General features: G+C 39.3%; 13 protein-coding genes, 1 rRNA gene and 1 other annotated feature (1 of these 15 running past the window's edge). Of the genes, 3 read left to right on the top strand and 11 right to left on the bottom strand.

The features are described 5' to 3' along the window. Positions 1 to 902: ribosomal RNA gene (locus IGJ37_RS12980) — 16S ribosomal RNA — on the bottom strand; it reaches 659 nt to the left of the window's first position. Between the two features lie 667 nt (positions 903 to 1,569). Here IGJ37_RS12980 and IGJ37_RS12985 point away from each other — a divergent pair. From IGJ37_RS12985 to serS, 3 genes are all read left to right on the top strand, one after another. After that, positions 1,570 to 2,259, top strand: a complete 690-nt coding sequence (locus tag IGJ37_RS12985; protein WP_002355963.1) for a response regulator transcription factor — start codon at positions 1,570 to 1,572, stop codon at positions 2,257 to 2,259. Then, complete coding sequence (locus tag IGJ37_RS12990; protein WP_002363566.1) at positions 2,249 to 3,430, top strand: sensor histidine kinase; 1,182 nt, start codon at positions 2,249 to 2,251, stop codon at positions 3,428 to 3,430. Before IGJ37_RS12985 ends, IGJ37_RS12990 begins: the two co-directional genes overlap by 11 nt. Positions 3,431 to 3,470: 40 nt before the next feature. Further along, positions 3,471 to 3,677, top strand: a binding site (T-box leader). A gap of 87 nt (positions 3,678 to 3,764) precedes the next feature. Beyond that, complete coding sequence (gene serS, locus IGJ37_RS12995) at positions 3,765 to 5,036, top strand: serine--tRNA ligase (protein WP_002355965.1); 1,272 nt, start codon at positions 3,765 to 3,767, stop codon at positions 5,034 to 5,036. A gap of 211 nt (positions 5,037 to 5,247) precedes the next feature. Here the strand turns inward: serS and guaB are convergent, their stop codons facing one another. The 10 genes from guaB to IGJ37_RS13045 all read right to left on the bottom strand — a co-directional run bounded on the left by guaB (position 5,248) and on the right by IGJ37_RS13045 (position 16,955). Beyond that, positions 5,248 to 6,729, bottom strand: a complete 1,482-nt coding sequence (gene guaB / locus IGJ37_RS13000) for an IMP dehydrogenase (RefSeq protein ID WP_002355966.1) — start codon at positions 6,727 to 6,729, stop codon at positions 5,248 to 5,250. A gap of 157 nt (positions 6,730 to 6,886) precedes the next feature. Continuing rightward, a complete protein-coding gene (locus IGJ37_RS13005; protein WP_430598937.1) occupies positions 6,887 to 8,569 on the bottom strand; it encodes a 6-pyruvoyl-tetrahydropterin synthase-related protein in 1,683 nt (560 codons plus the stop codon). A gap of 165 nt (positions 8,570 to 8,734) precedes the next feature. Then, complete coding sequence (locus IGJ37_RS13010) at positions 8,735 to 9,424, bottom strand: DUF1129 domain-containing protein (protein WP_002363563.1); 690 nt, start codon at positions 9,422 to 9,424, stop codon at positions 8,735 to 8,737. A 112-nt stretch (positions 9,425 to 9,536) separates the two neighbouring features. Beyond that, positions 9,537 to 10,652 (bottom strand): redox-regulated ATPase YchF, encoded by a 1,116-nt coding sequence (ychF, locus tag IGJ37_RS13015; RefSeq protein ID WP_002355971.1) that lies wholly within the window; start codon positions 10,650 to 10,652, stop codon positions 9,537 to 9,539. A 56-nt stretch (positions 10,653 to 10,708) separates the two neighbouring features. After that, a complete protein-coding gene (locus IGJ37_RS13020) occupies positions 10,709 to 10,894 on the bottom strand; it encodes a DUF951 domain-containing protein (RefSeq protein ID WP_002355974.1) in 186 nt (61 codons plus the stop codon). Positions 10,895 to 11,011: 117 nt separating this feature from the next. After that, on the bottom strand, positions 11,012 to 11,902 hold the full coding sequence (locus IGJ37_RS13025; RefSeq protein ID WP_002355975.1) for a ParB/RepB/Spo0J family partition protein: 891 nt from the start codon (positions 11,900 to 11,902) through the stop codon (positions 11,012 to 11,014). After that, positions 11,895 to 12,656: a ParA family protein gene (locus IGJ37_RS13030; protein ID WP_002355976.1), complete on the bottom strand. Its 762-nt coding sequence runs from the start codon at positions 12,654 to 12,656 to the stop codon at positions 11,895 to 11,897. Before IGJ37_RS13030 ends, IGJ37_RS13025 begins: the two co-directional genes overlap by 8 nt. A gap of 15 nt (positions 12,657 to 12,671) precedes the next feature. Beyond that, the gene (gene rsmG / locus IGJ37_RS13035) at positions 12,672 to 13,388 is read right to left on the bottom strand and encodes a 16S rRNA (guanine(527)-N(7))-methyltransferase RsmG (protein ID WP_002355977.1); all 717 of its coding nucleotides are present in this window, start codon (positions 13,386 to 13,388) and stop codon (positions 12,672 to 12,674) included. A 248-nt stretch (positions 13,389 to 13,636) separates the two neighbouring features. After that, entirely contained in the window at positions 13,637 to 14,623 is a 987-nt protein-coding gene (locus tag IGJ37_RS13040; protein ID WP_002387420.1) for a DUF3114 domain-containing protein, read from the bottom strand. A 559-nt stretch (positions 14,624 to 15,182) separates the two neighbouring features. Then, positions 15,183 to 16,955: an oleate hydratase gene (locus IGJ37_RS13045; RefSeq protein WP_002361446.1), complete on the bottom strand. Its 1,773-nt coding sequence runs from the start codon at positions 16,953 to 16,955 to the stop codon at positions 15,183 to 15,185. Between the last annotated feature and the right edge of the window lies 1 nt (position 16,956).

Below are 16,956 nucleotides of genomic sequence, written 5' to 3' on the forward strand. Positions count from 1 at the left end.
GGCGGAGTGCTTAATGCGTTTGCTGCAGCACTGAAGGGCGGAAACCCTCCAACACTTAGCACTCATCGTTTACGGCGTGGACTACCAGGGTATCTAATCCTGTTTGCTCCCCACGCTTTCGAGCCTCAGCGTCAGTTACAGACCAGAGAGCCGCCTTCGCCACTGGTGTTCCTCCATATATCTACGCATTTCACCGCTACACATGGAATTCCACTCTCCTCTTCTGCACTCAAGTCTCCCAGTTTCCAATGACCCTCCCCGGTTGAGCCGGGGGCTTTCACATCAGACTTAAGAAACCGCCTGCGCTCGCTTTACGCCCAATAAATCCGGACAACGCTTGCCACCTACGTATTACCGCGGCTGCTGGCACGTAGTTAGCCGTGGCTTTCTGGTTAGATACCGTCAGGGGACGTTCAGTTACTAACGTCCTTGTTCTTCTCTAACAACAGAGTTTTACGATCCGAAAACCTTCTTCACTCACGCGGCGTTGCTCGGTCAGACTTTCGTCCATTGCCGAAGATTCCCTACTGCTGCCTCCCGTAGGAGTCTGGGCCGTGTCTCAGTCCCAGTGTGGCCGATCACCCTCTCAGGTCGGCTATGCATCGTGGCCTTGGTGAGCCGTTACCTCACCAACTAGCTAATGCACCGCGGGTCCATCCATCAGCGACACCCGAAAGCGCCTTTCACTCTTATGCCATGCGGCATAAACTGTTATGCGGTATTAGCACCTGTTTCCAAGTGTTATCCCCCTCTGATGGGTAGGTTACCCACGTGTTACTCACCCGTCCGCCACTCCTCTTTCCAATTGAGTGCAAGCACTCGGGAGGAAAGAAGCGTTCGACTTGCATGTATTAGGCACGCCGCCAGCGTTCGTCCTGAGCCAGGATCAAACTCTCATAATAAAAGTTAGAACAATCTTACGATTGTTAAGCTCAATTTGTTTGCTAGCATATTGCTTGCTTGTTAAAAATGTTTGTTGTCTTGAATTGAATCAAGACGCCCTACACATTTGGTTCGTCTATTCTTTGTTCAGTTTTCAAAGGTCTACGTTACCTCGCAGCAACTTTTATATCATAACAAACTTTCGTTTGAATGTCAAGAACTTTTTTAAAAAAGTTTTTTTAAGTTGTTTTGCTCGGTTGTTGTTGTCTGTTGTGACAACTTCTATATCTTATCATCTCGTTTGTTATTTGTCAACAACTTTTTTGTTGTTTTTTCAAACTTTTTTCGAGAGATTTGAAATCAAGAATTGTTATTTAATTATTGATTTCTGAATCGCTCAGCTGTGTGACTCGCCTTGCGACATGTAATAATATACCAAGATTTCAAGCATTGGTCAATCATTATTTTCACTTTTTTTAAACTTTTTTTCAATACCGATTATTATGATTGGTATAGGTATTTTCGTTCGTTTTTTACCCCCTTTCATCCTTTTTTGGCTATAGTTTATTAACTTTTAGCAAAATCTTCTAAATTTATCGTAATATATCAAGGATTTTGTCCTTTTTAGCAATTATTTGTTAAAATATGGAAAAGAGATTTTTTTATATATGGAGGAAATGAACGCTTATGAAAATTTTAGTTGCAGATGATGATAAAGAAATTGTAGAACTATTGAGTATTTATATTCATAATGAAGGATACGAAGTCGTGAAAGCTTATGATGGAAAAGAAGCGTTATCCAAATTGCACACAACACCAGATATCGATTTATTAATCTTGGACATTATGATGCCAATCATGGATGGAATGGAAGTAGTGAAAGAACTTCGAAAAGAATCGCAAATTCCAATTATTATGTTAACAGCAAAAACAACCGATATGGATAAAATCAAAGGCTTAGTTGCTGGTGCAGACGATTATGTCACCAAGCCTTTTAATCCTTTAGAAGTAATGGCTCGGGTAAAGTCTATTTTACGTAGAAGCCAAATGCAATTAACCAAAGAAGAACCCGATGAATTAGAAGTCGGCCCATTAATGATTAATAAGGACTCTCACGAAGTCAAAACAATAGAAGGAAAAGAAATTCAATTAACCGCTCTTGAGTTTGGTATCCTCTATCTATTAGCTAGTCATCCAAATCGTGTGTTTAGTGCGGATGAAATTTTTGAGCGTGTGTGGCAACAAGAAAGTATTGTTTCTGCTAAAACCGTGATGGTTCACGTCAGTCATTTAAGGGATAAGATTGAAGAAGCAACTGGTGGAGAAAAAGTCATTCAAACAGTGTGGGGAGTTGGATATAAGATCGATGCTCGTTAAACCTAAAAAGATTGAAAAACAAAAACGAATTACCTTAACTTCTAAAGAAATCAGCGAGTTATTAGCAGAAGCAATTGTGACAATTGTTTTATTACTACTATTAAATGTCTCAATTATGTTCCTTTTAGGACAACTACTTAGTGAAAACTCGCCCTTAGCTGGTGTCATCTGGGCCACTAAGGATGCGGTCGCTAAAGAATTAAATACTGATTTGTTTTGGAGCTGGAATAAATTTGTCTTACCTATTTTCTTTTTAGTAGATGCAGCTGTTCTCTATTGGCGCTTAATTCGTCGCTACCATCAAATGCAATTGCGTCATATTATCAGTGAGTTACATTACATCGCTGATGGTAATTACAATCACCGCATTCCGTTTGAATTAAGTGGTGATTTAGCAAAAGTCGTGACGAGTATTAACGGTCTGGTGGATAGTACTGTCGCAGCCATTGAAGATGAACGGCGAATTGAAAAATCAAAAGATGAATTAATTACGAATGTCAGTCATGATATTCGGACACCGTTAACTTCTATTATTGGTTATCTGGGATTGATTGAAGATCGTCAATTTCATAGCCAAGAAGATTTACTGAAATATACGCATACCGCTTACGTCAAAGCGAAACAAATGAAATTATTAGTTGATGATCTTTTTGAATATACAAAAGTCCGTCAACCAAGTGTACCGATTCATACGACGACTTTTGATATGGCACAATTAATTGAACAGCTTGCTGCCGATTTTGAATTGGAAGCGAAAAAGATTAATATGCAAATCCAAGTAAAAGCCAATCCAGCTTCTTTAATGATGGAAGGCGATACAGAAAAACTAGTCCGAGTCTTTAACAACCTTCTTTCAAACGCTTTGAAATATGGCAAAGGCGGCCATCATATTGTAATGGAAGTAGACAAAGTCGGCACCGAAGCAATTATCGCTGTTCGCAATGATGGACCAGCTATCCCTAAACATTCTTTAGATCAGTTATTTGACCGCTTCTATCGTGTCGAAGAATCCCGATCACAAGAAACGGGTGGTACTGGTTTAGGTCTGGCTATTGCACAAAGTATTGTCGCTTTACATGGTGGATATATTTATGCGAAGTCTGATCAAAAGTGGACTTCCTTTATTATTCATCTACCCTTACAGCGTACCAACAAGAAATCAGAGAGTTAATTGACATCCCTGAACTTTTTCGGTATTCTATAGAAAAGAGAAAACTAAGAGAAAAAGTATTTATGGCACTGAATTCCAGAGAGTTTGCGGGGGTGCGAGCAAACATTCATCTATAAAGAAGTCCGTCTCTTCCAGGTGTCCAGCGAAATAAGTTGGAACGGTCTGCAGCCGTTATCTGCAAATCAAGGGCAGTAACATTACTGAACTTGGGTGGTACCGCGAGATTTCCAGTCATTTCGTCCCAAGAATATTTATTTTTGGGGTGAGATGGCTTTTTTGTTGTTTTCTACAACAGTTATTATTGATTATGTACTAATTTTAAGGAGGAAAAAATATGTTAGATGTAAAAATGATGCGTCAAAATTTTGACGAAGTAAAAGCAAAGCTACAAACCCGTGGTGTGAAAGAAGAAATCTTAGTGGAATTTCTGCGTTTAGATGAAAGTCGCCGTGATTTATTAGTCAAAGTCGAAGAAATGAAAAAATACCGGAACGATGTGTCTGCTGAAATTGCTCAATTAAAACGGAACAAAGAAGATGCAACGGCCAAAATCGCGGAAATGAAAGAAGTCGGCGGTAATATTAAAGCGTTAGATGCAGAAATTAATGCTATTGACGAAGAGCTACGTGGGATCACAACTACTTTACCGAACTTGCCAGATGATTCTGTGCCTGTTGGTGCTGGTGAAGAAGAAAATGTAGAAGTACGTCGTTGGAGTGAACCAAGAACTTTTGCTTTTGAACCAAAACCACACTGGGAAGTTGCTGAAAACTTAGGCATTCTAGATTTTGAACGTGGTGCCAAAGTAGCTGGTAGCCGTTTTGTTTATTACAAAGGCTTAGGTGCACGCTTAGAACGTGCGTTATACAACTTCATGTTAGATTTACATGTTTATGAACATGGCTATACAGAAATGATTACGCCTTATATCGTTAATGACACCGCCATGTTCGGGACTGGCCAATTTCCTAAATTTAAAGAAGATGTCTTCCAATTACAAGATACGGATTTAACGTTAATTCCAACTGCGGAAGTCCCTTTAACCAATTACTACAACAATGAAATTTTAGATGGCAAGGATTTACCGATTTACTTTACGGCCTTGAGCCCTTCTTTCCGTTCTGAAGCTGGTAGCGCTGGTCGTGACACACGAGGATTAATTCGTTTACACCAATTTAATAAAGTCGAAATGGTTAAATTTAGTGATGCAGAGCATTCTTATGAGGAATTAGAAAAAATGACGAATAATGCCGAAGAAATTCTGCAAAAACTGGGATTACCTTACCGTGTCATGGCTCTTTCAACAGGTGACATGGGCTTCTCAGCTGCGAAAACTTATGACTTGGAAGTTTGGATTCCCGCTCAAGAGACATACCGTGAAATTAGTTCATGCTCAAACTGTGAAGATTTCCAAGCGCGCCGTGCGATGATTCGTTACCGTGATGAAAATGATAAAGTCCAATATGCGCATACACTCAATGGTTCTGGTTTAGCCGTGGGACGGACAGTCGCTGCTATTTTAGAAAACTACCAAAACGAAGATGGCTCTGTAACTGTACCAGAAGTCCTAGTTCCTTACATGGGTAACCTAACAGTTATTAAATAAAGGGAAGATGAAGGTCGTTGTCTGATATCAGATAACGGCTTTTATTCTATAGGAAAAGGAGCCTGTAACAAAAATCACTTTAGATTTTTGTTACAGGCTTAAAAATTGATAAACGGTGGAAACAGAAGCAACTCCTTCATTCTACAGAAAAAGAGGCAGACGTCGAAATGACGTCTGCCTCTTTTAAATTTCAAAAAAATCAGCTTTTATTTTATTGAACAGAATAGTTTGGTGCTTCTTTTGTGATTTGAACGTCATGTGGATGTGATTCTTTCAATCCGTTACCACTCATTTGAACAAATTGTGCTTCTTCACGCAACGCTTTCAGGTCTGCTGCACCGACGTAACCCATCCCTGATTTCAAGCCACCGATTAATTGGAAGACAATATCAGAAACGCTTCCTTTGTAAGCGACACGTCCTTCGATTCCTTCTGGCACTAATTTGTTTGCTTCATTGACACTTCCTTGGAAGTAACGATCACTTGATCCTTTTTCCATTGCACCCAATGAGCCCATGCCACGGTAAGTTTTGAAACGACGGCCTTGATAAATTTCAAATTCGCCTGGAGATTCATCTGTACCTGCTAACATACTTCCTAGCATTACAGCATGTCCACCAGCAGCTAAGGCTTTCACGATATCACCAGAATATTTAATACCGCCATCAGCGATAATTGCTTTACCATATTCTCTAGCTACAGAAGCAGCATCATAAATCGCTGTTAATTGAGGAACACCAACACCAGCAACGACACGTGTTGTACAAATTGAACCAGGTCCAATACCAACTTTGACAACGTCCACGCCGACATCATACAATGCTTTGGTTGCTTCAGCAGTGGCAACATTACCAGCAATTAATGTTGCTTCAGGGAACGTTTCACGAATTTCTTTAATTTTGCGAATAACGCCGGCACTATGGCCATGTGCAGTATCGATAACAATCGCATCGGCACCTGCTTCTAATAATGCTTCCGCACGTTCGAACGTATCACTAGTGACACCGACTGCTGCCGCCACAAGTAAACGACCGTGTTCGTCTTTGGCAGCATTTGGGAATTCAATCACTTTTTCAATGTCTTTAATTGTAATTAAGCCACTTAAGCGACCTGCTTCATCAACGATTGGTAATTTTTCGATTTTATGTTTTTGTAAGATTTTTTCTGCATCTTTTAAAGATGTGCCAACTGGCGCAGTGACTAAATGATCTTTTGTCATGACTTCTTCGATTTTGATTTGGTAGTCCGTTACAAAACGCATATCACGGTTTGTAATAATTCCGACTAATTTACGGTTTTCCATTGTTTCTACAATTGGCACACCGCTAATACGGTAACGACTCATTAATTCTTCTGCATCCGCTACTAAGTTTGTTGGTGTTAGAAAGAATGGATCAATGATAACGCCGCTTTCAGAACGTTTGACTTTACGTACTTCGTCTGCTTGTTGGGCGACAGTCATATTTTTATGTACGACACCTAGTCCACCTTGACGAGCCATCGCAATTGCCATATTACTATCTGTAACAGTATCCATACTGGCACTCATCAATGGAATATTTAACTTGATATTTTTAGCTAATTGTACACTCATGTCTACATCATTTGGTAAGACATGGCTTTCTGCAGGGATTAATAGCACATCATCAAATGTAAGACCTTTTTTCGCAAATTTTGTTTCCCAATTTGACATTTTTTTGTCCACTCCTCGACTTAATTTTATATATGAAAATAACAGATAATACTAAGGAAGTCAACTAGATTTGTTTAAATAATCAATGAGGAATAAAGGACAAAATGCCGAAATCGGTTTGTCCTCTATTCAACTCTTCCTAATTAAGGTCCTACTTTCATCGTTGTTCTTTTATCATGTGTTTCTTTTTTTGTTGTAAAAATCGGCTAAATCCAAAACCACCGACAGAAAGCAAGGTCATCATTGTCCCTATTTTTTGCACTTTTGTTCTTTGGTAACGGATGTCGACATGTCCTGTACCAGATAAAGAAAGAGCGGCTAAACCTCCTTGATTGGTTAGGCTCATTTTTTTAGCGCCCGTTTGGTTTTTCATTTGAATCGTGGCTTGATAGCCTAAGTAATAAATAAAAGGAACGGTCACCTTCGCTGATTGATTCACCACTTGGTAGTCAAATGAAATTTTCCCATAAGGCATTCTAACGTTTGTAATGGTTACTTGTTCTGCCGAATAATCAAGTTGTCGTTTTTTCTGTTTCAATAATTCCTGATAATTGATTTCATCTGGCAAATATTCATGGCCCGCACCGATATAAAAAGGCGTTGGTTGCTCATACTCAGCTTTTGTTAACAGGTGGCCTTGTTGTGACTGAATACTTTGATATTGATAAATGCCCAAATTGCTGATGGCAAGGAAAACCAACAAAGCCACGGTCCAAGATTTACGGAAAACGCCCCATTCGTCTTGTGCAATGAAAAAAGCGAGCATTACAGAAAGAATCCCTAAAAACCGCCAAGGAAACTGAATCGTATTTAAAGGCGTGTGGTTCAGCCAGTGCCAAGGAAAAAGCGTGGTAACCATCAATAAGAGTACCAGCGTCAAACCAATAAACCGTTTGTTCTGAATTTTTTTGCTGGCAAGCGAAACCACTGCTACAACAAGCCCTACAAACAAAAGGGTTCCTAGATTCGCTGTTTTCGCGTGAAAAACACTGCTCTTTAAACTATTAATGAAAAGAGAAACAATGGGATAACTTCTTTCGGAAATATAAGTGAGTGGATTGGAGGTAACTTTAAACACTTGATTTTTCATTTGTTCAGCAACTGGTAAAAGATAAAAGGCCAGCCAAAGCAGCGTCAAACCTGCAGCCTTCGCTAATGCCCACAGGACCTCCTTTTTAAAAAACTGCTGCCAATAAAACAGAATGTATAACCCAATCCAAATAGAAACCATTTCAATAGAAATAAAGTGAGCCAACCCAATCCCAGTCATCGCCAGCGGTAACAACGGCCAACATTTCGTGGTTCCCTTTCGTAATAAAAACAGGCTCGCTAAGACCAACGGAAAAAAGCTTAGCGCCAAAAATTCTCCTAACGCTTGGCGATTAAACAAGTCTTGCATGCGGTAAATAGATAAGCCATACAAAATGGCAAAGAGATAGCTTCTTTTTTTAGAGAGCGCCATTAATCGGCCTGCATAATAAGTAAGACTAAATGTTGCCAAGTTTACCGCAAAAACAAAAATCGCCATACTAGCGACAAAGGAAAGCCCCAGAACACGCAAAAGCGCAGGTAAATAAAGATACGCATCTGGATAAAACAAACTAGAGGCATAGCCATAGCCTCCCAAGAAAAAATAATTGATTTTAGGAAACCAGTCGTTGTTTTTAATTGCTAATGCGAGGCCTTCCACCCGATTTTGATGAAAGCGGAAATCACTTGCTCGTAAAAAATTCTCTTGAAAATAGACAAAATAGAGAGAAAGTCCACTTAATAAGAGAAAACTAATAAAAATGAGTAGCCGCTCGTGTTGACGGCACCAAGACTTCACTTGTTGTCCCATAAGAGGCTCCTTTCTTTACAAACTTCTGAAAACAGAAGCCTGGGACACTAGTTTTTTCGACTAATCCCCCAGGCTTTAACTGTTAAAACGCTCTATTGAGAGAGCGACTTTACTTGTTGCAGTTTCTGCGTCAGCCGAGCGCATTCACAATTGAGCGCGCGCCGTTTATTGACGTGTCATGAAACTACCTTGAATATTGTATTTTTTCTTGAAGAAATAGCGTGCTACAAAGGCTAACGCACCGATTACTAAAGCAATCATCGGATCTAAAATGGGATTGATTACTGGTGGCAGCATCGCTGAACCAGCGAAAACTGCAATCCACAAGAACATTCCGCCAAATAGAATGGCGGTCGTTTTTAACCAACCAGGACGTTTGCTTTTGTCGCCACCTTGACGATCAAAACGGTAAACATATTTGTGCATTAGATAGAAAACATAACCCCCAGCCATCGCACCTAAGATATATGTGGTTAATCCGAGAGGTTGTGCGGTTCCTTTTGAAAATAGAGACATCGCCGCTAACATGATTGTTAATAAACCAAGTAATAGTAAGGTATTGTCGAGCCAAATCATCCAGCCCGCTGGTTCTTTGACTTCTGCTGGTTTATTTAAAATTGCTTCCGTCCGTTCTGAAACAGTGCCAAATAACTGACGGGCTGTTTTGCCTGTTTTTTGACCGGCTACTAATTCTGGTAAAATACCGTGTAGAGCCAATGCTAACTCTTCTTCTGATAAATTAGCCGCTTTTAATGATTTTTTTAAGTCAAAAATGTATTGTTCATTTCTTTTAGTCAAATTCTGTTCTAATTGACGATTCTCAGCCACGATTGCTCGTAATGCTTCTGCTTCCATAGTTGTATCCTCCTCACCCTCATGTAGAGGGAACCTCTTTCTAAACGGCTGAATGGCCTTAAATATGTGGGCTTACCCCAAAACAAATTGCTTGTTGGGCATGGGTCTTTTCTTAAACGTTAAAACGGAACAACATAACATCGCCATCTTGAACGACGTAGTCTTTTCCTTCTAAACGAACACGGCCCGCTTCTTTGGCAGCTTGCATATTGCCATATTTATCTAGGTCTTCATAAGAAACTGTTTCCGCACGAATGAAGCCTCGTTCAAAGTCACTGTGGATAATCCCAGCTGCTTGAGGTGCCTTGATTCCCTTACGGAACGTCCATGCACGAACTTCTTGTTCACCAGCTGTAAAGTAGGTAGCTAAGCCTAACAAATCGTAAGCCGCACGAATCAATTGATCTAAGCCAGATTGTTCAATGCCCATTGCTTCTAAAAATTCAGCCTTGTCTTCTTCAGAATCCAATTCAGCAATTTCTTCTTCTGCTCGCGCACTAACTACGATTACTTCCGCATTTTCACTGGTTGCAAAATTACGAACTTGTTGTACATACTCGTTGTTGTCTGGATCCGCCACTTCATCTTCTGAAACATTTGCTACATAAAGGACCGGCTTTGTGGTTAATAAGAAAAGAGATTTAACAATTTTCTCTTCTTCTGGCGTAAATTCAATCGTACGAGCAGATAAACCTTCTTCTAAAACTGGTTTAATTTTGTCTAAAACAGCTAATTCTTCCACCGCTTCTTTATCTTTTGCTTTCGCCATTTTAGCCACGCGAGTATAGCGCTTATTGATTGAATCTAAATCTGCTAAAATTAGCTCTAAATTAATTGTATCAATGTCTGCTAAAGGATCAACGAAATCCGCATCCCGATTTTGTTCACGCATGATATTTTCGTCATCAAAACAACGAACCACGTGACAGATTGCATCTACTTGACGAATATGACTTAAAAACTGATTTCCTAGCCCTTCTCCTTTACTGGCACCTTTAACAATTCCGGCGATGTCTGTAAATTCAAACGTTGTGGGAACTGTTTTTTTCGGTTTTACTAGTTCTGTCAAGCGTTGTAAACGGGCATCTGGTACTTCAACCATGCCGACGTTCGGATCAATCGTTGCAAAGGGATAATTTGCAGCTTCTGCTCCTGCTTTTGTAATTGCGTTAAATAGGGTCGATTTACCAACGTTTGGTAAGCCGACAATTCCAGCTGTTAGTGCCATTTGTTTTCCACTCTTTCTCTCAGTCTATTCTCTTTTCTATTAGAGGCATCAAAGCATTAGTCTGCTTTTTTCTCGATTACTTTTTTTAATTTTTTAGTAAAATCACGACGCGGCATCATGACAATATGCCCGCAATTCGTGCACTTGATTTTGATATCAGCGCCCATGCGAATGATTTGCCAACGATTTGCTTGGCAAGCATGCGGCTTTTTCATTTCGACAATATCGCCTAAATCATACATGTTCCAAGCCTTCTTTCTTCTCTTACTTATATAAAAATACCATGATTACAATACCATTTTTTAACGAAACTAGCAAAAGGATTTGTGACTTTCTGTCTTACTTTCTCACTTTGCTTTTTATTCCTCGTCAAAATGAATATCTAAAATATCTAAAATTCTAGCCAAATCCGAAGAGGACAAGTACTCAATTTCAATTTTTCCTTTGCCTTCTTTTTCTTGAATCGCTACGGTTGTCCCAAATTTATCCATTAAGCGGTCTTCACTTTCACGAATATAAATGGGTTTTTCTTTGATGGCTTTTTTCGCTTTTTTGCCCTTTTTGCCTTGTGTTTCGTTTAATTCAGCGACAAGTTGTTCTAATTGTCGAACCGTTAAATTGTCTTTAATACAACGATTAGCTAATGGCAATAGCTGTTCTTTGTTCTTCAAGCCTAATAACGTCCGTGCTTGACCCATTGACATGCTTTGTTTTTGAACCATTGCTTTGACCGCATCAGGTAAGGTTAGCAACCGTAAATAATTGGCAATATACGGGCGACTTTTTCCCAAACGTTCTGCGACTTCCGCTTGTGTTAATTTCAAATTTTTCATTAGCATTTCATAGGCTTCTGCTTCTTCTAGCGGATTTAAATCTTCCCTTTGTAAGTTTTCCAAAACAGCAACTTGCATCATGGATTCTTCATCAAATTCGCGAATAATTGCGGGAATTTTTTCTTTGCCGGCTAATTTAGAAGCCCGGAACCGACGCTCACCTGCAATAATTTCATAGCCTTTAACTGCCGATTTACGAACAATAATCGGTTGAAACACACCGGAATGTAGAATCGAGTTTGCAAGTTCTTGTAAAGAGGTTTCATCAAATGTTTTCCGCGGTTGGTAAGGATTGGGACGAAGTTCGTTTAATAGAATTTCTGTCACTTGTTCGTTCTTAACGTCGACATCTTCTAGCTTTGCGATATCTTGAAACAAGGCATCGATGCCTCTGCCTAAACCTTTGCCTTTATTCATTCTCCAACACTTCCTTTGCTAGTGCTTGATACACTTCGGCACCTTTTGAGCGAATATCATAGTCAATGATTGGTAAACCATGACTTGGTGCTTCGGATAAACGGACATTTCTTGGAATAATCGTGTCATAGACTTTTTCACGGAAATATTTACGGACTTCTTCCACGACTTCGGCACCTAAATTGGTCCGAGCATCGTACATGGTTAACAAGACCCCTTCAATTTTCAATTCAGGGTTAAAATGTTTTTGAACCAAGCGAATCGTATTTAGCAATTGACTCAAGCCTTCTAATGCGTAATATTCACATTGAACAGGAATTAGAATCGAATCACTTGCTGTAAAAGCATTGATTGTTAAATGCCCTAGAGAAGGCGGGCAATCAATTAAAACGAAATCATACATGTCTCTTACTTCATCAATTGCTAATTTCAAGCGCGATTCTCGAGCCATCATTGAAGTTAATTCAATTTCAGCGCCTGCTAATTGAATAGTTGCAGGGACAATATCTAAATTTTCACGGCTGGTATGTTGAACCACGCTAGTGATTGGTTCTTCATTTACAAGGACATCATACACATCGTGTGCGACATCTGGTTTAGGGACACCCATGCCACTGGTAGCATTTCCTTGTGCATCAATGTCGATCAGTAAGACTTTTTTGCCTAAGTTTGCTAAACATGCGCCTAAATTTACAGTGGTCGTTGTTTTACCAACGCCGCCTTTTTGGTTCGCTACAGAAATAATTCGTGTCATGTGTGTGCCTCCATCTTATTTAATCGGTTGTTTATTTGGTAATCCAGGTTTTCTGGGATATTTTTTAGGGGTTTCTTTTTTCTTTTGAATCACGACAATGTGGCGTTCGTCTGCCGTAATCGGCAAAGTAAAACCAACTTCTTTTTGAAATTGACCGCCTAATGTAGCGATTGCAGGTTTTGCTTCATTAATTTCTTCTTCGCTTTTCGATGCTTTTAAGGCTAAAAAATAGCCTTCTTTTTTAACTAAGGGTAAACACAGTTCACTTAAAACATTTAATCGTGCAACTGCTCGCGCTGTAACGTAATCAAACGCGCCACGAAATTCTGCTTTTTGACCAAATGTTTCTGCACGATCATGATACAAAGAAACATTAGCCAAACCTAGTTGATTCACCAACTCTGTTAGGAAAGTAATTCGTTTATTTAAAGAGTCAACAATTGTGACATTTAATGAAGGAAAAACAATTTTCAAAGGAATACTTGGAAATCCTGCGCCTGCGCCAACATCACAAATGGCTTTATCGCTGGCAAAGTCTTCAAAGAATGCCAACGAAACAGAATCATAGAAATGTTTCAAATAAACTTCTTTTTCTTCTGTAATGGCTGTTAAATTCATTTTTTCATTCCATTCTACTAGTAAATGGAAATATTGGTCAAATTGTGTCATCTGTTGGTCTGTCAATTCAATGCCTTTTGCGGCTAATAGTTGTCTAAATTCTTCGGGTAGCATAAAGACTCCTTCCTTTTTTGTGAAACAGAAAAATGTTTCACAATCATCTTTTCCTACTTTAACGCAAATAGCAATTTCTTGCAATGCTTTTCGGAAGATTTTTGCCTGAATGATAAAAGAAAAATCCGCCTTTTTGTGTAGTAAAAAGGCTCTAGCCTACGGGCCAAAATGTTCAATTGGCGGCAACGAAAACCGCCTTTCTCTAAGAGTAAAACAAGCCAATGTTTCATGTGAAACATTGGCTTGTTTTACTTACTATAATCATCGCACTTTATTTGTCGTTCTCTGCGGTAGTCGTATTCTTGGATACGGGGACTTAACCAACCTTTTTTGGCTGTTTTTCGTAATTGATGATCAAATCTCCCTGGTGGTGAACTATCTAGTAATTCATGGGTACGATTATTCCGATTTGCATAATTAAACGATTCACCATTCAAGACTTTTTCCTGGTATTCATTGTTTTTGGCCGCTTGATAATAAGCTGGATTACTAATTAATCTGCCTCGCCAGTCTTCAACTAACACATCCCACTGGGTTACAAAGGTCCCTTCTTCATTCAAAATAAACTCACTGTGAAAATTAGGCGTCAATCGTTTCTTATTAATTAAAGAATAAGATGCCCCCTCAGGGTATTTGTTGTGTAAACGAGCAGAGCTTTTTTTCAGTTTCCGCCCGCCCATTCCTTGCGGCTTCGCCGCAAAAACATAGCGTTTTAATGCCTGTTCATCGGTGTCCCCTTCTTGTTTAAAAAAATCGCGGATATACGTGATATTTTGACGATCAATATACATTCTTAATTGATGTATCTTTTTCGCTTTCTCTTGATTAAAGCTCCCAAGAAGACCTAACGGATAGGCTTTTTGAACTGTTTTTGCCAACAAATCCCAAAAAGTCGCATGCGGTGCAACCGTCTTCGAGAAACGATAAGGTCCTACTAATTGCAACATGCCATGCTGATCCAACACTGCACCTAATTGCCATAACAGTAACGAGAGCTTTTCTTGCGGACGATAAGCCGAAAAGCGAAATAATCGCTCATACGCTGAAGAGCCCACTTCTTCCACTTCAGAAAACAGTTCCGCGACTGCTGTTTTCGCTTGCTCAAGTGGCAAGAAACGCGTGTCTTTTATGGCGCTTTCCACTAATCCATAAACAGCTTGGCGGTCCCAGCCAGCGTCAATCGCCGCCTCTACACCAGCACTCATTGCTTGTTGTAATTCTTGCCAACGTCCCATCTTCTCGCCGCCTTTTTCTATATACTTCTTCTATAATGATAATCCTTTCCCCGCAAAATGCCAACTGCTTTAACGCAAAAAAACAACCCGCCCTTTGGGGAAGGGCGGGCGGAGGAGTTAAAAAATGAAAAAGTGTTTTGTTAGGGTTTTGTTTATCGGGTATGTTTAAATAATAGCCGTTAAATGTGAAGAAACTATGGTAAAAATGCGCCTTCTTTTCAACAAAATTTTGAAAAAGTCTCTTCAGAAATTAAGATTTTTTTGCGAAGTTGCCCACTGGCTACTCCCATTCAACATATTATATATTTAATATCTATAAAATCACAAAAGAAATATACACAATAATGAATATTTATTCAACGGTTAATAAAACAACCAAAAAAGAGCATGGGACAAAAATCACTTTGGATTTTTGCTCCACGCTCAAAAACTGATAAACGGCGGGAACAGAAGCAACTCCTTCGGAAATAAGCCGAAATTCTCCAAAAATTATAGAACAATTTTCGGAAATTCCTTCTTATTTCTCGGAGTTAAACACTTCTATCCCGACCTCTTTCAACTAAATTAAATGATTTTCTCTTAAAATATCACCAATATACGTATCCTCAAATTTCTTCACAAAGTGTTCAACCATTTTGCGTTCCACGAACGGCATATCCATTTCTGTTAATTTTTTCTTGTCAGATAAATAATAAACAGAGTTTGCTAAGACGCGCAAGTCGTATGCAGAAGCAAACACTTCTGGTACTCCGCGTTCAACCTCTAGCAATTGATAAACAGCTTCCATCGCTGTCCGTACAGAATACTCTGTTGTAAACACCGTATCTCGTTCAGTATCTGCGAAGTTCCCAATGAAAGCAAGATTTTTAGAGCCGTTTGGTACAACTAATGGTCGATCGCCTGGTTCTCTTAACATAAAGTAAGAAGTGATAAACGGCATATAAACCGGAATAGTGGTAGCCGATTCTTCTGAAATACGTTCAATTTCCCCTTCTGGGACCCCTAAATGATAAAGTAACTCTTGCGTAATTTCTTGACCTGTACATTGTTCAATTGGTTTTTTGATATAATTTCCTGGTTTATTAGAAAGTAATCCATATACCCAAGTTATAGATTGTTGATCATTTTGTTCTTTAAAATGCGGTTGTCTATGCATAGCGAAACTCATCATCCAATTAGAGTCTTTGATAGTAATAATACCACCTGTGACAATTTTTCCTGTGCGTAATTTACGATGTGTTAACCGAGAAAGATACGGTTCAATATCGAAATTTTCCCACGTAATCGTTGCTGAGACAAACCAACTTTCATCTGGTAAATTTTCACAGAAAACTTCTGGGTGCCCAAATTCTGGGGATTGTTTTGCTAAGTTTTTCCAGAGATTCCAACTTCCCCCTAGTTCATGAGTAATTGGTGCTGGTGTATGATGATCTCCTTGCGTCGAACTTTCAGTAATTGAGCCATTCGTTACGAAGACTAAATCATTTTCAGTTAAAGGAATTTCTTTGGTTTTGCCCGCTTGTGTCAACAATAATCGCCGAGCAACTTTAGTAGCTCCTTTGATGTCGACTTGGATATCATTGATCGTTGTTTCATATTGAAAGTCTACCCCTTGATTGGTTAAAAAGCTTAATAATGGTTTCACTAACGATTCGTATTGATTGTATTTGGTAAACTTCAAGGCTGTAAAGTCAGGCAAACCTTTGATGTGGTGGATAAAGCGCATGATGTAGCGGCGCATTTCAATGGCAGAGTGCCATTTTTCAAAAGCAAACATTGAACACCAATAGATCCAAAAGTTGGATTCAAAAAATTCTTCGCCGAAAACATCTTCAATTTTTTTGCCAATTAATTGATCTTCAGAAGTCATAAATAAATCAACGATTTCTTTTTGTGCTTTTTTGGATAAAGTAAATTGTCCATCATCGGGGACACGTTCGCCACGGTTATGAATAATGCGGCAATTTGAAGAATTCGGATCATCTAAATCTAACCGGTAAAACTCATCTAGGACAGAGGCATCTTCTACTTCTAATGATGGTACCGAACGAAATAGATCCCACAAACACTCGAAATGGTTTTCCATTTCGCGTCCGCCGCGAGTGACAAAGCCATCATGGGGAATAAATTTACCATCTAAAGAACCGCCAGACAGCGTGAGTTCTTCAAAAATGTGAATATTTTCGCCCTTCATTTGACCGTCACGAATTAAGAAAACAGCCGTTGCTAAACCTGCTAGGCCACCACCAACAATATAGGCACTCTTGTCATCTACACCTTTTGGTTTTCTTGGTCGAGCAAATGCTTCATAATTTCCATTTGTGTATCTCATT

This window comes from Enterococcus sp. AZ104 (assembly GCF_050546705.1).
Taxonomy (GTDB): Bacteria; Bacillota; Bacilli; order Lactobacillales; family Enterococcaceae; genus Enterococcus; species Enterococcus faecalis.

What these genes read in the sequence shown, in the direction of transcription:
- rsmG (WP_002355977.1), bottom strand. Translation starts at nt 13,388, where the DNA reads ATGCTACCCGAAGAATTTAGACAACTATTAGCCGCAAAAGGCATTGAA.
- IGJ37_RS12990 (WP_002363566.1), top strand. Translation starts at nt 2,249, where the DNA reads ATGCTCGTTAAACCTAAAAAGATTGAAAAACAAAAACGAATTACCTTA.
- IGJ37_RS12985 (WP_002355963.1), top strand. Translation starts at nt 1,570, where the DNA reads ATGAAAATTTTAGTTGCAGATGATGATAAAGAAATTGTAGAACTATTG.
- ychF (WP_002355971.1), bottom strand. Translation starts at nt 10,652, where the DNA reads ATGGCACTAACAGCTGGAATTGTCGGCTTACCAAACGTTGGTAAATCG.
- IGJ37_RS13005 (WP_430598937.1), bottom strand. Translation starts at nt 8,569, where the DNA reads ATGGGACAACAAGTGAAGTCTTGGTGCCGTCAACACGAGCGGCTACTC.
- IGJ37_RS13040 (WP_002387420.1), bottom strand. Translation starts at nt 14,623, where the DNA reads ATGGGACGTTGGCAAGAATTACAACAAGCAATGAGTGCTGGTGTAGAG.
- IGJ37_RS13010 (WP_002363563.1), bottom strand. Translation starts at nt 9,424, where the DNA reads ATGGAAGCAGAAGCATTACGAGCAATCGTGGCTGAGAATCGTCAATTA.
- IGJ37_RS13045 (WP_002361446.1), bottom strand. Translation starts at nt 16,955, where the DNA reads ATGAGATACACAAATGGAAATTATGAAGCATTTGCTCGACCAAGAAAA.
- serS (WP_002355965.1), top strand. Translation starts at nt 3,765, where the DNA reads ATGTTAGATGTAAAAATGATGCGTCAAAATTTTGACGAAGTAAAAGCA.
- guaB (WP_002355966.1), bottom strand. Translation starts at nt 6,729, where the DNA reads ATGTCAAATTGGGAAACAAAATTTGCGAAAAAAGGTCTTACATTTGAT.
- IGJ37_RS13025 (WP_002355975.1), bottom strand. Translation starts at nt 11,902, where the DNA reads ATGAATAAAGGCAAAGGTTTAGGCAGAGGCATCGATGCCTTGTTTCAA.
- IGJ37_RS13020 (WP_002355974.1), bottom strand. Translation starts at nt 10,894, where the DNA reads ATGTATGATTTAGGCGATATTGTCGAAATGAAAAAGCCGCATGCTTGC.
- IGJ37_RS13030 (WP_002355976.1), bottom strand. Translation starts at nt 12,656, where the DNA reads ATGACACGAATTATTTCTGTAGCGAACCAAAAAGGCGGCGTTGGTAAA.